Origin of the sequence: Mesorhizobium sp. AA22 (assembly GCF_001672375.2) — a bacterium.
GTDB lineage: Bacteria > Pseudomonadota > Alphaproteobacteria > Rhizobiales > Rhizobiaceae > Mesorhizobium > Mesorhizobium wenxiniae.
In genome coordinates this window covers 4,882,713-4,896,136 of record NZ_CP048406.1, presented here as the reverse complement: position 1 = coordinate 4,896,136, position 13,424 = coordinate 4,882,713, and the positions used below count along the sequence as shown (strand labels likewise).

The window sequence follows — 13,424 nt, the reverse complement described above, 5'->3', positions numbered from 1 at the left end:
TGTCAGCGGAAGAGCTCATGCTGGACGAAATCACAACGATCAGGCGGCGTTTCACGCGCCATGGCACCTTGGACGACTGCATCGACGAGGCGTTCACCGCGCTGTCCGGCCTAGGCTACGACGCGCTGGTCTATGACTACACTCCCATCCCGTACGATCTCGACGGCGCTATCATGATCCCGTCGATGCTCAAGCTGCGTAACATCGATGACGACATGCGCGACTATTGGTGCGATCGAGGTTACTTCCGCATCGATCCGGTGCAGATCGTGGCGGCGCGCAGCTCCACCCCCTTCGCCTGGAGCTACGACAAGGAGATCGACACCGAGATAGGCGCGCTCCTCGACGAGACTACGGAACCCGTTGCGCGCTATCTGCGCGAGCGCGACCTCACTAGCGGCGTCACGATCCCTATCCACATGCCGCGCGGCGGCTATGCCACGGTTACCGGCATCCGCCTCGGCGCGGACGAGATGGTAGATCGGGATGCGGGAACCATCGCGCGCTTTAGCTTGCTGGCGCATGTCTTCCACGACACGGCCTACGCCCTCTACGACCGATCGGCTCTCAGTCCGCTCCTGCCGTCGTTGACTGCGCGCGAGCGCGAGTGTCTCCGCCATTCGGCACATGGCCTCTCTGCCAAGGAGATCTCGCGCGTCATCGGGCGCTCGATTCCTACGGTCGTCATGCACCTCACCGCCGCCGCCAGGAAGCTGGGCGCCAGGAACCGCACGCAGGCCGTCGTTCGCGCCGCGCATTTCCGCCTGCTCGACAACTGACGAAAAGACCCTACTCTTTTCATAGCTGCCCCCTCTGACAGGCTCGCCCTATGATGCTCGCCGCAGATCGACGAGGCTACACCCGAGGTGGTTCGACCCTATTTGGAACGCGTTTCGGGTATTCGATGGGTATTTTTCGAGCATTCGAGCCACATGCCGCATGTCTTCTGCGGACGCACCGCTCGGCAAGTTTGCAGCCGGTTCTTCCATCTATGAGGGAGAAGCCAAGTAAAGCCCCGCAGATAGCCCAAAAAGTATCTTTGGAAGAAGTGCGGGAGTTTTGACCGGCGAGGAAACCGCTTTGTTCTTGTTGAGAAGCGGCTGTATCGTGAAATCAGCACCCATGACAGTCCGCAACTGGTCAGCGGCGTGGGGGGCTAAGACACGGAGCCGTGCCATGTCATCGGATAAGCATCTCCGGCCGAACCCGAAGCGGAGGCCGAAGGTGGCTTCCTCGGTTCCAGCTAAGCCGGCAGCGCCGGACGCGCGGGAGCCCGGGCCGGACGCCCGCAAGACGGTCACCATCCTCTTCGCCGACATCGTCGATTCCTCGCGGCTTAGCCTCTCCCTCGATCCCGAAGCGCTCCGGAACCTGCTCTCCCGGTACTTCGGCGAGTTGAGCGCCGTCGTTCAACGGCACGGCGGAATCGTGAACAACTATATCGGGGACGCGATCATGGCTGTGTTCGGCATGCCGTTCGTCCACGAAGACGACGCGCTGCGCGCGGTGCGGGCAGCGGTGGAGATGCGCGAAACACTTGCCATCCTTAACCACGAGCTCGAAGCCGGTTGGGGCGTCCGCCTTATGAACCGAATCGGCATCGACACCGGCGAGGTGATCGCCGGCGACCAAATGCAGGGATACTTGTCCGTCGCCGGAGAGGCCGTCATTGTCGCGAAGCGCCTTGAGGAGGCAGCGACGGCGAATGAGATCCTGATCGGCGAGCCGACGCACAAGCTCGTGCGCGATGCGGTCGTCGTCGAGCCGAGCGGGCCGCGCGCACTCAAGCGCGGCGCGACGATCCGCGCCCTCGCCGTGTTAGAAGTCCTCGCCCACGCCCCCGGCGTTGCGCGCCGCTTCGACTCGCCTTTCGTCGGGCGCGAACGCCAACGAGCCTTGCTTGAGACCGTCTTCCGCAACGCGGTCGGCGATAGAACCTGCCACCTGGTCACCATTCTCGCTGACGCGGGTGTGGGAAAGTCGCGGCTCGTACGGGAGTTCACGAGCGGCCTTGCCGAGGATGTCACAGTCTTGCACGGCCGCTGTCTGCCCTATGGCGAGGGCATAACCTATTGGCCGCTGGCCGAGATCGTCCGGGAGCTTACCCGCGCGGAGGGACCGGACTCCGGCAAGCAGCTCGCAGCGGTGATCGAGGCTCGGCTCGCAGGCGACGAGAAGGCCGGGCTGATTGCCGAGCGTGTGACCGGGGCGCTCGGGCTTGGCGGCGCGGGACAAGGGACGACCGAGGAGACCGCCTGGGCCGTCCGGAGGCTGTTTGAGGCGCTCGCGCGAGCGGGGCCGCTTGTCGTTGTGGTGGACGACGCCCATTGGGCCGAGTCGACATTCCTCGACTTAGTCGAGCACGTCGCCGACTTCTCACGCGATTTCCCGATCCTGCTCATCTGCATCGCGCGGCCGGAGCTCTTCGACTCGCGTCCTGGCTGGGGGGCCGGCAAACGCAACGCGACGTCGATCGTCCTCGAGCGGCTCAGCGACGCGGAATGCCGCGAGCTGATCTCCAACCTGCTTGGCCCCGCGCCGCTGCCGCCCGCTGCCGAGTCGAGGATCGCGAGCGCGGCCGAGGGCAATGCGCTCTTCGCTGAGGAACTCGTGGCGATGCTCGTCGACGACGCGTTGCTCAGGCCCGACAGCGTCGCCGCGTCGGACCCCGTTGAGCTACCCGTCCCCTCGACTATCAATGCGCTTCTCGCTGCCCGCCTCGAGGGCCTCCCGTCCGTCGAGCGCGCCATCCTGACGGCCGCAGCGGTCGAGGGCTCAGTATTCCATCGGAGCGCCGTCAGCGAGCTCGCCGGCCCGGTGCTCGACACATTCGAGGACGGCTTGCTCGCGCTCGTCCGCCGGGACCTTATCCGCCCGGAGGCGCCGTTGTTCGCCGGCGAGAAGGCCTATCGCTTCCGTCACGTCCTGATCCGCGACGCCGCGTATCGCTCCCTGCCGAAGAATGCGCGCGCCGACCTGCACGAGCGCTTCGCCGCCTGGCTCGAGCTAGCGGCCGCGGACCGGCTACGCGAGTTTGAGGAGATTGTCGGCTATCACCTCGAACAGGCCTTTCAGTACCGTGTCGCGCTCGGTCCGCGCGACGTGCGCGCGGCCTCGCTTGCCGCCCGGGCGTGCGAACGGCTCGAGGCAGCCGGTCGGCGGGCGCTTGTCCGCAGCGACCTGCCGGCGGCGATCAGCCTGCTTGAGAGGGTTTCCCGGCTGCTTCCCACCGATGACACACGGCGGATCGCGCTGCTCGCCGAGTTGAGCGGCGCGCTGATCGAAAGCGGCCGGCTGGACAACGCCGGGCGCGCGCTGGACGAGGCGGAGCGCTTGGCCGCTGCCGCTGACGACCAGCGCTTGGCAGCGCATGTGCTCGTTCAGCGGCAGTTCCTCCGGATCTTCCACGGCGAAGAGGGCGGGCTGGAGGAGGCGGCACGCGCGGCAGCTGCGGTGATCCCGGTCTTCGAGCGCCTCGGGGACGACCTCGGCCTCTGCCGCGCACGGCGGCTCGAGGCTTGGCTATCCTTCACCGCGGCTCGCGGCGAGGCCGCCATTGCAGCTTGGGAGCAAGCTGCTGCTCACGCGCGACGTGCGGGGGATTGGCATGAGTACTACGAAATCCTCACGTGGATCGCTTCCTCCTTGTGGTTCGGGCCCACCCCGGCAGCCGAGGGCATCCGCCGTTGCGAGGCGATGCGCGTGCAGGTGGGCGAAAGCCCCGAGTCCGAGGCAGCGATCCTCCGCCAACTCGCGTGCCTCAACGCGATTGTCGGCCGCTTCGCGATTGCCCGCGAGCTGATCGCGACGAGCAACGCCACCTACGCCGACCTCGGCCTTACGCTCTACGTGGCGTCCTCAGAGCACGAGGCCGTCGTCGAGCTGCTCGCCGGGAACCCCGCTGCGGCCGAGAGGAGCGCGCGCGCGGCGTATCGCGCGCTTGAGGAGATGGGCGAGCGCGCGTTCCGTTCGACGATGGCCGCGTCCCTCGCCGTGGTGATCCTCGAACAGGGACGCGACGAAGAGGCCGAGGACTTTGCTAAACTCAGCGCCCAGCTGGCTGCGAGCGGAGACCTGGTGACGCAGGTACGTTGGCGCCGCGTGCGCGCACGCGTGCATGCGCGGCGGGCAGAGCTCCGGGCGGCGGAGGCGCTCGCGCGCGAAGCAGTGACGATCGCCGAAGCGACCGACTTCGTCAATGACCGGGCGGATGCACTGGTCGACCTGTCGCACGTGCTCGAGGCCGCCCGCCGAGGCGACGAGGCGGTCGCCGCCGTGTCCGGAGCGCTGCATCTCTACGAGCTGAAGGGAAACGTGGTCGCCGCGGCCGCGACCCAGCTCCGCCTAGGCAAACTCGTCAAAATGTGACACCGTCGGGAGGCGGCAAGGGGCACCGCCCGCACCTCCTGGTGAACCGCTCTGGATCGGAGGTGATGTGATGCCACCGAACTTCGATACGATCGACGAGCATAAATATTCCTCACCGCTGGCCCCTAGAGCTAGGTGGCGCCTGCATGGGCCTTTCTGCTTAATCCCAACTTGAAGGCCCCCTTTCCCATTGGGTGAGGGTGCTACTTCCTGAAATCATTTTCAGAGGTCAAGCATGGTCACGAAAAAGAAAGCCCCAGCGAAACAGACACCCAAGCGACTCGGTGCGACGAAGCCTACGAAGCGAAAAGCTGAGACAAGGAACCCAGCCGCAACCTCCGAAATTGCCGAGCCAGTCCGCGAATTTCTCAAGAAGACATCGATTCCTAAAGGATTCGTTAACCCAAATCCGATCGTGCTGTCGGAGTTGCGAAAACGCGTGACCGAAACGAATCTGAGGCCCACCGTTTCGCTGGAGCAACTGTTGGCCAGCGCGAATCGCATCAAACCGGCGGACCTTCCCATGGAGAAGTTACCGGAAGACGTCAAAGAGTCTATCCTCGCACTAAAGCCAGGGATTCGACGTTTTCACGGCGTTAAAATTCCGCTCTACTGGTTCCCGTTTCCCTGGCTGAGTTCTGCCTGTGCAGATCGCTTCGGATACATGTCGTCCGCGGCCACCCGCGCGGCAACGAAGTTGCCATTCAATTTCACGACACAAGAACTCCTCGGCCAACTCGGTAACATGATGGGAGACCCCGGCCGTGATCCTAATCCAGCGTCTCACAATCCCGCTGATGCGGGCGTGTCTTCGATACCAGCAGGCTTCACTTATTTTGGTCAGTTTGTCGACCATGACATCACGTTCGACGTCTCGTCGACTCTCGGAGCCGCTACCGATGCGAATACGATCAGTAACATGCGAAGCCCGGCGCTCGATCTGGAGTCCGTTTACGGCCGCGGGCCCGGCTTAGATCCATTTCTCTACGTTTTTCCTACATGTGGTCCAGCTACCGCAATCAAGCTGCATAGGGGCTCGAACACTCCTATTGGCCCGGGCGGCCCCAGCAACAACGGTGGCAAATCGGGCATGGTCCAGCAGACGAGTTGGGATGTGCCCCGCATGCAGGGTACAAATACTGCTGCGATCGGCGATCCGCGCAACGACGAAAATCTGATCATCGTACAGTTCCAGCACGCTATGCTGTGCTTCCATAACGCCGTCGTTGATCTGCTGGTGGCAGTAGCGTTTGCGGGCGACATCTTCGCAGAGGCCAAACGAATCGTGACCCATCACTACCAATGGGCCGTGGTGCACGACTTTTTGAAAAGAATCTGCGGAGTGGCTACCGTGAACAACGCGATGGCGAGCGTATCTGCCCCCATCGGTAGCTCGTTCCGAATGCCCGTCGAGTTCGCCGTGGCAGCGTACCGGTTCGGCCACAGTATGATCCGTGATGCGTACTGGGTGAATTTCAACTTCCCGGAAGCCACACTTGAAAAGGTGTTTGAGTTCAATCGCGATCCACGGCTGCCGGTCTTTTCCACCTGGGTCGTTGACTTCAACGCGTTCTTTGACACCGGAGTGCCGGTACCGGTTCACAACAAGGCCCGGAAAATCGATAGTTTCATGGCTAACGGATTGGAATCGTTGCCCGGATTCTCAGGAATGATGGCGATTCTGGCAACGCGAAACCTTCGGCGTGCTCTTGCTCTCGGTCTGCCGAGTGGACAGGGCATGGCCAACTCATTCGGCATTGCGCCGATGACCGCGGCGCAGTTGACATCCGGGGTGCCGGTGGCCGAAACGGCTGTGCTGAATTCCAGCGGCGGTTTACTGCTGAACAAGACGCCACTGTGGTATTACGTCCTTCGCGAGGCTTCGGTCCTCGCCGGCGGAAATCAGTTGGGTCCGGTCGGCGGCAGGATCGTGGCGGAGACGTTTGTCAGGATTTTGAAGCGAGATGCGTCATCCTATCTGAACGTCGCCGGCGGGTTCACACCTATTCTTCCTTCGTCCATGCCTGGAGACTTCACGGTGGCGGATTTGGTGGCCTTCGCCGGGGTAACGCAACCATAGAGATCGTGTTGCGAACGCCGATGACGGACCTTCAGCCGCGCTGACTTCATCTGCGATCTGGTCCAGATCCAGTTCACCGGTCCCGTTGGCAAGCCGCTCATGCAAGTATCGTCGCAATTTCACGTTCCCACTTTCCGACAATGCCAACGGCGGAAACCGGAAACAATCGGTCCAGCAAACGAGACTGCCAACTTGTCAACTCAAGCCCCGCTGCTGTCCAAAAAGGCGGTGCGCGATGTTCTACGCAACGTCCATGAAGACGCACGTGACCATGCGCGGAACACCCGCGACGGCCCGACTGAGCTGAAAGGCTGCCTTTGGGTCGCTTCCATCGAGCGATTCTAGCCACCACCGCGCTGAGGCGCCGGCCTTATTGCTTTGGCGGGACACGACCAAAGACGACCTCCCTAGGCTCCCCATTTCGGATTCTCTCGAGCCGCTTCTCGGCTCTTTCGATCCCGTCGCTGGCCGCCTTCTGCAAGTCTTTAAGGAGTTTGATCTCCTTCTCGAAACGCTCAATAAAATCGTTGTCAACGGCCATTTCATCCTCCATCTAATCATCAAGCAAAGCAAAACGGCCACGTCACTTTTCTATACGAGTATGTCCGGCCCTTGCGAGACGCCACATTCTGACAGGCGTGCGACGAGATCGGCAAACCGGGAGGGATCATTCGGCGTTGTAGAACTGCTTTACACATAAGCCGTGCCGCGCTCGCCCAGTTACCCCGAGCTGCTAATACAGATCGACTATCTCCAACCACCAGTAGAATTTATCAGTACCACTGGAGTCGTAAGCTAGGAGCGCTACCCCCAATGCCGGCCCGGCCTGGAACTGTCCGTATATCCACCCCGGCGGGATCCCGTCTGCAGTCCAGGTCGTGTTATTCGGCGCCCAACCTGTCCACTGGGCAGTCCTTTGACTGGCGCCCGTGCTGCCCTGCATAACCCACGCCTCCACCCATTTGGGTATCTCGCCTGAATTGAGTCCCAACGGACCCGTTGGCCACTCGACCCGATGCGTGACGTGGTTAACATTCTGACTAGGATCCCAATTGGCTGCCATGACATATCTCCAATTGCTGCCGGGCGACTCGCCCGGATCATGAACAAGAGATCATATGCTCCTCAACTATGTCCCATTTCTTCGAAATCGGCTAGGTTATACATTAGGTGTAGATAATGTTCCGTAGGCACTCGCGCACGAACTTCTGGAACGGGTCCGACTGCTACCGTTCATCGGGGATGCCTCGAACTTCCGCAGATGGCGCAACCGCGGCGTCCAGAATGGTCGCCAACAATCTCTGCTTTCAGGCAGTGGCAACGGTCACCTCGGTGGCCGATATCAGGCGCATTGCTGCCGTTCACAACGCGGACAATGTGCCGCGACCTCGCTTCCGAATGCGCGTGTCTTAGATCTTCAGGTGCTGAAGAACGCGGGCCGCCGTGCCCGCAGTCACATCGCCGGCATCCTCGATCCGGCCGAGCTTCAGCACTGCCCAGCTGTCCGCAATGCCGAGGGCGAAGGGCAGGTTCTGCTCAACGATCAGGATTGTCGTGCCGTTCGTCCTGCGCTCCTCCCTGAGTGCCGCGGCGATGCGTTCGACGACTGAGGGCTGCAGGCCCTCGGAAATCTCGTCGATCAGCAACAGCTTCGGCCGCAGCATCAGCGCGCGGCCGAGAATGAGCATCTTCTGCTCGCCGCCGGACAGCGTTCCGGCCCGTTGCGACAAGCGCTCCCTGAGGAACGGAAAATGCCCGTAAACCCGTTCCACGGCTTGTGCAAAACCGTGATCCGAGCGCAAGACGAGGCGCAGATTGTCGCGCACGCTGAGATCCTGGAACAGCGCCTGCTCCTGCGGCGCATAGCCGACTCCCGACGCAATCAGCGAGGCCTGCGAAACACCACCGATCGAAGTGCCGTCGAGGCGGATGTCGCCCGAACGCAGCGCCACGAAGCCGAGGATGGTTTTCAGCACGGTGGTCTTGCCCATGCCGTTCTTGCCCATCAGCGCAAAGATCTGTCCGGGCGCGATGACCAGCGACAGCGCCTCGATGATGGCAATGGGCCCGTAGCCGCTCGACACATTCGACAGCGACAGTTTCGGCGCGATGATTTTGGCCTCTGCCTGTCTTGCCTCAAGCATGGGCGCCTCCCGAATAGATCGTCCTGACCATTTCGGAATTGACGACCTGATCGACGCTGCCGTCGAGGACAAGCTTGCCTTGGTGGAGAACGACGATCCTGGTCGAGATGTCACGGACGAAATCGAGGTCGTGCTCCACCAGTATGGCGGCAAAGCCAAGCTCGCCGGTCAGCTTCTGCAGCGTCGCGCCAATGGTCGTGCGCTCGACCTTGGTCAGCCCGGCCGTAGGCTCGTCGAGCAGGATGAGCTTTGGCTCGAGTGCTACGACCATCGCGAGCTCGAGGCTCTGCTTCTGCCCATGCGACAGCAGTGACACCGGTCGGCCGAGCATGCGGTCGAGCCCGGTGGAGCGCAGAATGTCGGCGGCGGCCGCCGGCAGTCCAAGCGTGGCGGAGCGGCGGAGCAGGCTCGGCGCGTTGCGCGAGGCGCGTGCCATGCGCAGGCAGTCGGCGACGGTCAGGCTGTCGAAGACGCTCGCCACCTGGAACTTGCGTCCGACGCCGAGCGCGACGATCTCATCCGGTGTCATGCCGCTGATGTCTTGGCCGGCGATGATGACGGTTCCGGTCGTGGCGTCGGTGCCGTCGCTCAGGCAGCGCATCAGCGTCGTCTTGCCTGCTCCATTCGGACCGACGAGGCTGACCAGCTCGCCGGGGTGAACGTCGAGATCGATCCCTTGCAGCACCTGCAGGCTGCCGAAGGATTTGCCGAGGCCGCTGACGGCGAGCGCGCGGTTGCCGGCCTCCGATCCGTTGCCGGCCGGTTCGGCGGCGAGGGTAGGGCTACCCGATTGGCTGGTCTGCTCTTCATTGCGGCGCGGCAGCACCATCCTGGCCAGTTGCGCCAGCCCGTTCGGCAACAGGATGATCATCACGACGAACAGCGCGCCGACGACTAGGTTCCACAGGAAGGGCAGGTCGCCGGAAAGCTGGGCGCTGAGGTAATCGATGCCGATCGCGCCGATCACCGGCCCGATGATAGTGCCGCGGCCGCCCAGCGCCGTCCAGATGACGATCTCGGTGCCGAAGACGAAGCCGGTGTTCTCAGGTGCCACCACACCCGACGCGTTGGCATAGAGGAAGCCGGCAATGCCGGCGACGCCGGCGAGGATCGTTGTCAGCACGATCTTCAACCGCTGCGGATCGAGGCCAAGATAGGCGCAGCGCGCTTCATTGTCGCGAATGGCGAGGAGCAGCTTGCCTGCATCCGAGCGGGTGAAGACCAGGGCGACAACGGTGGTGACGATGAGGCAGATGCCGGTAAGCCGGAAATAGCCCGGCAAGCCGAGCGGCAGGCCGGAATAGCCGACCAGCCCGCTGCTCGATCCGGTCCACACGCCACCCGAAAACACCAGCTGCGTGACCACGATCGGCACGACGAGCGAAATCACCGTCGCATAGAGCGGAGTCGAGCCGTGGCCGAATGACAACCAGCCGACGAAGGCACCGAGCAACACCGGCACGAAGATCGCCAGCGCGAGTGCCAGTGCCAACAGCGCCGGGGTTGCGCCGAGATGGCTGAGCACCATGGCGCTGGCATAGGCGCCGGTCCCGAAGAAGGCCGCCTGGCCGAAGGTCAGAATGCCGGTATAGCCCCACAAAATGTCGACAGTCACCGCCAGCATGGCGTAAATCATCGAGCGGGTCAGCACATTGAGCGTGAACCGGTCGAACAGCGCTGGCCCGATAATGACGACGACCGCCACCGCAAGCGCGAGCGCCGCAAGCAGCCAGACCCTTGGCGGAATGGAACGGCTCTCAGGCACGGGCAAATCCCTTCGGGCTGATGCGCAGCACCAGGGCGCAGAGGACCGCCACCGTGATGCCACCGAAAATGGGGCTGACGAAAGTGCTGACCAGAACCTGTGCGCCGCCGAAGACGAGGCAGGCTATGGCTAAAGTCGAGAAGGACGAACCGGCGACCATGACCAGCATGAACGAGCCGATCAGCCAGGCCACGCCCATATTCGGGTCTACGCTGGTCAGCGGCGTGAGCAGCACGCCGGCAAGTGCCGCCAGCCCGGTTCCGACCATGAAGGTGGCCAGCCGCACGCGCGCGGTGTCGATGCCGAGCGCGCGCGCCAGCGTCTCGTTCATGATCACCGCCTGCGCCGACAGGCCTAGCCGCGTGCCTTCGAGAAGGAAGGTGAAGGCAATCCCGATGACCAGCGCGGCGGCGACCGCGAACAGCCGGTAGAGCGAATAGCCGACGCCGAACACATCGACAGTGCCGGACAGCAAATTGGGGGTGAACTGCACGTCACGCCCGAACCACAGCGTGATCAGCTGGCCGATGACGATGCCGAGACCCCAGGTCGCCAGTATGGCGTCGAGCGGCCGGCGATAGAGCGGCCGTACGATGACCAGCTCGGTGATGCCGCCGAGGATCGCTCCCACGGCAAAGGCGATCGGCAGCGCCGCCCAGGGATTGAGCCCAAAGCCGGCGGTTGCCACCGCGCAATAGGCGCCGATCGTCAGCCAGGCGCCATGGGCGAAATTGATGATCTTCAGCACGCCGAAGATCGCCAGCAGGCCGGCGGCGACGATGAACAGGATCGCCGCCGTCGTCACCATGTCCAGGAGAAGCGTCATGGCAGGTTCCCGATAGTGTGGAACGGGGCGGCGCAGGGCCGCCGCCCCGTTGCGATGACAGGTGCGACTACAGGTTCGGGCACTGTTCGCCGGGGTCGACGCCTTCGAATTTGTCGACCACGCTGACCGAACCGTCCGCCTTCACCTGGCCGAGATACATGGTCAGCGGAGCGTGGTGCTGCTTGCTCATCGAGACCGTGCCGCGCGGGCCGGTGAAGGATACCTCGGCGAGTGCTGCAAGCACAGCGGCGGTGTCGGTCGTCCCGGCTTTCTCGACTGCGGCCTTGTAGAGATAGATGCCTTCATATTCCGGCACCGAGAGGTCATTCGGGGTGCGCAGTTCGGCGCCGAACTTCTTCTGCATGGCGGCAAGGAAGCTCTTGTTGGTGTCGCTGTCGATGCTGGTGACATAGGAAGCGGAAATGAAGATTCCGGCCGCGTCTGCGCCCATGCTCTTGGCAGTTCCTTCATCGACGGCCAGATTGCCGTAGGGGATGGTGACACCGGCCCCGCGCAACTGCTTGGTCAAGGTGACATTGGGCGCGCCGCCCGCCGTCGAGGTGATCACGGCATCGGCGCCGGAGCTTTTCAGATTGGAGATGATCGCCGTCCAGTCGCTGCCTTCCATCGGCAAATATTCTTCACCGACGACGCTGGCGCCTGACTTTTCGATATAGGCCTTGGCGAACTCCAGCATGCCGCGGCCGAAGGCGTAGTCGGAGCCGATCAGGAAGAACTTCTTGGCGCCCTGCGTCTTGATGAAATTGTCGACGATCGGCGGCACCTGCTGTTCGGGGACCCAGGCGTTGACGAACAAATTGGCATTGCAGGATTTGCCCTCGTAAAATGAGGTGTAGATGTAGGGGATGTCGCCCTTGGTGATGATCGGCAGGCCGGCATTGCGCGCCGCACTCGTCTCCATGGTGATGATGGCGTTGACCTCCTTCTGGAAGACCAGCGAATCGAAGGCCTTCTGCGCGCCTGCGGCACCGGAGGCGTCGTCGGCGATCTCCAGCGCAAGCTGGCGTCCGAGTACGCCGCCGGCGGCGTTGATCTCGGCGACCGCCAGCTCCGCCGACTGCACGACCGAGGGCGCGACGACGCTGTTGGCGCCAGAAAGGCCGACCGGGATGCCGATCTTGATCGGACCGTCCGCCGCGAAGGCGGAAGTGGCCAGGGCGGCGCTGGCGAATGCAACGATCAGTGCTTTGTTCTTCATGGTATTCCCCTTTCTTTGCGTTGATCGTACCGGGTGGTGCCGGCTTCTTCTTGCCTATCCGTAGACGTCGCTGCGGCGGTCGCCGATGGCGTCGTTGCGCTCGCTCAGCGCCCGGGCCTGGGCGATGACGCCAAGGTTGATCGTGGCGATGAGGATCTCCTCGCCGGCTTCGCTGGCAGGACCAGCGATCGGCCAGCCGGTCGGGCCGACGATCAGGCTCATGCCGACAAAAGGCTGGCCACGTTCGGTGCCGACGCGGTCGGCGCAGGCGATGTAGATGCCATTGCTGTGCGCGGCCGCCTTGTGCAGGATGTTGGCCATCGGCTCGGGATGCTGACCCTGGGCCGGCATCGGTACCCAGTTGGTCGGCACGCAGACCAGCTCCGCGCCCTTCAGCGCCAGCTGCCTGTAGGTCTCGGGAAACCAGCCGTCATAGCAGATCGCAACGCCGATCCGGCCGATCGCGGTATCGAACACCGGCAGGCCGAGATTGCCCGGCTGGAAATAGAGCTTTTCGCGGTTCCACAGATGCAGCTTGCGGTAGGTACCGATAGGACCGGATGGTCCGCACAGCATGGCCGCGTTGAAGAACTGGTCGCTGTCGCGCTCGGCAAGGCCGCTGACGATGTGCAGGTTAAGTTCGTTTGCCAGGCTGCACAGCAGCATGGCACTGCGGCCATCCGGAATGGGGGCGGCGAGCGCGGCCAGCTCGTCCTGGCTGTCGAAGACATACCCGCTGTCGGCAAGCTCGGGCAGCACCACCACCGATGCGCCCAGACCGGCAGCCTGGCGGATCAATCGCTCCATCGACTTCAGATTATCGTCCAGCCGGCCGATCGCCGGCTGGAACTGGATGCAGGCCAGACGCAGGTCCGCCGTCGCATTCGCATGTATCGTCAAGCGTGTCTCCAAACGCAAAAAACCCCTGGCGCGGAAGTCATCCGCGAACCAAGGGCTGCATAGCCATCAATGTGAAACGGCACTCCTGCCGATGAGCAAACCTGCTCGTGCTTTAAGAAGTT

Annotated in this window: 9 protein-coding genes and 1 pseudogene; 4 read left to right on the top strand and 6 right to left on the bottom strand. The window is 63.1% G+C overall.

What is annotated here, in order from left to right:
• The first annotated feature begins 17 nt into the window (after nucleotides 1-17).
• The 4 genes and pseudogenes from A9K68_RS23630 to A9K68_RS23620 all read left to right on the top strand — a co-directional run bounded on the left by A9K68_RS23630 (nucleotide 18) and on the right by A9K68_RS23620 (nucleotide 6,448).
• Nucleotides 18-779, top strand: a complete 762-nt coding sequence (locus tag A9K68_RS23630) for a LuxR family transcriptional regulator (protein ID WP_065010345.1) — start codon at nucleotides 18-20, stop codon at nucleotides 777-779.
• A 57-nt stretch (nucleotides 780-836) separates the two neighbouring features.
• Nucleotides 837-995, top strand: a pseudogene (locus tag A9K68_RS31875) (alpha/beta hydrolase); the annotation flags it as partial.
• Nucleotides 996-1,176: 181 nt separating this feature from the next.
• The gene (locus A9K68_RS23625; protein ID WP_082982577.1) at nucleotides 1,177-4,368 is read left to right on the top strand and encodes an adenylate/guanylate cyclase domain-containing protein; all 3,192 of its coding nucleotides are present in this window, start codon (nucleotides 1,177-1,179) and stop codon (nucleotides 4,366-4,368) included.
• Between the two features lie 235 nt (nucleotides 4,369-4,603).
• Nucleotides 4,604-6,448, top strand: coding sequence for a heme peroxidase family protein (locus tag A9K68_RS23620; protein WP_065010347.1), 1,845 nt, complete (start codon nucleotides 4,604-4,606; stop codon nucleotides 6,446-6,448).
• Between the two features lie 370 nt (nucleotides 6,449-6,818).
• Here A9K68_RS23620 and A9K68_RS31435 read toward each other — a convergent pair whose 3' ends face one another.
• From A9K68_RS31435 to A9K68_RS23595, 6 genes are all read right to left on the bottom strand, one after another.
• The gene (locus A9K68_RS31435) at nucleotides 6,819-6,989 is read right to left on the bottom strand and encodes a hypothetical protein (RefSeq protein ID WP_203546858.1); all 171 of its coding nucleotides are present in this window, start codon (nucleotides 6,987-6,989) and stop codon (nucleotides 6,819-6,821) included.
• A gap of 868 nt (nucleotides 6,990-7,857) precedes the next feature.
• The gene (locus A9K68_RS23615; RefSeq protein WP_065010350.1) at nucleotides 7,858-8,592 is read right to left on the bottom strand and encodes an ABC transporter ATP-binding protein; all 735 of its coding nucleotides are present in this window, start codon (nucleotides 8,590-8,592) and stop codon (nucleotides 7,858-7,860) included.
• Entirely contained in the window at nucleotides 8,585-10,363 is a 1,779-nt protein-coding gene (locus A9K68_RS23610) for an ATP-binding cassette domain-containing protein (protein WP_156768458.1), read from the bottom strand. The genes A9K68_RS23615 and A9K68_RS23610 overlap by 8 nt, the downstream gene beginning before the upstream one ends.
• Nucleotides 10,350-11,183 (bottom strand): branched-chain amino acid ABC transporter permease, encoded by an 834-nt coding sequence (locus A9K68_RS23605; RefSeq protein ID WP_065010352.1) that lies wholly within the window; start codon nucleotides 11,181-11,183, stop codon nucleotides 10,350-10,352. Before A9K68_RS23605 ends, A9K68_RS23610 begins: the two co-directional genes overlap by 14 nt.
• 67 nt (nucleotides 11,184-11,250) lie before the next feature.
• Nucleotides 11,251-12,402, bottom strand: coding sequence for a substrate-binding protein (locus A9K68_RS23600; protein ID WP_065010353.1), 1,152 nt, complete (start codon nucleotides 12,400-12,402; stop codon nucleotides 11,251-11,253).
• Nucleotides 12,403-12,456: 54 nt separating this feature from the next.
• Complete coding sequence (locus A9K68_RS23595) at nucleotides 12,457-13,302, bottom strand: nitrilase family protein (protein WP_065010354.1); 846 nt, start codon at nucleotides 13,300-13,302, stop codon at nucleotides 12,457-12,459.
• Nucleotides 13,303-13,424: the final 122 nt, after the last annotated feature.